The sequence below is a fragment of the Pseudomonas sp. B424 genome (genome assembly GCF_055408345.1).
Genome location: NZ_JBUZTL010000084.1, coordinates 1 through 510, shown reverse-complemented (window position 1 = coordinate 510; position 510 = coordinate 1). Strand labels below are relative to the sequence as shown.

1 protein-coding gene is annotated in these 510 nt (G+C 54.9%); it reads left to right on the top strand.

What is annotated here, in order from left to right:
• Window positions 1–510 (top strand): immunoglobulin-like domain-containing protein (locus ACZRMS_RS26345; protein ID WP_463997648.1); only part of this gene is annotated, 510 nt, incomplete at both ends.

Genomic DNA, 510 nt, shown 5'->3' with positions numbered 1-510 from the left:
ACGCAGATCAACGACACCATCGACAAGGTCGATGTGGTTCTGACCGCGACTAAAACTGTCGGCGAAGGCGGCGAAATCGTTTACACCGCAACTTTGGTTGATAAAGACGGCAAGCCAGTCACCAACACCACCGGCCCGCTGACCATCACCCTCGATAACAAACAGGTCATCACTATCGGTGTGAACGAGTCGAGCGGTACTGTTTCGGCTGTAGCGCCGGATGATGTGTACAAAGGCGACCAAACTGTTACGACCGGCATCGAAAAAGTTACCGGTGGCGAGCACTTCGAGAACCTGGTTCCAGGTACTGATAAAGTCACCACCGTCGTAACCGACACACCGGGCACCGACAACACCACCACCGTCACCTTGACCGCGCCAGACGCCGTCAACGAAGGCGGAAAAATCACTTACACCGCGACGCTTTCTAATAAAGCGGACACCGACGTCACCCTGACGCTCGACAACAAACAAACCATCACCATCAAGGCCGGCGAAACCGTTGGTACC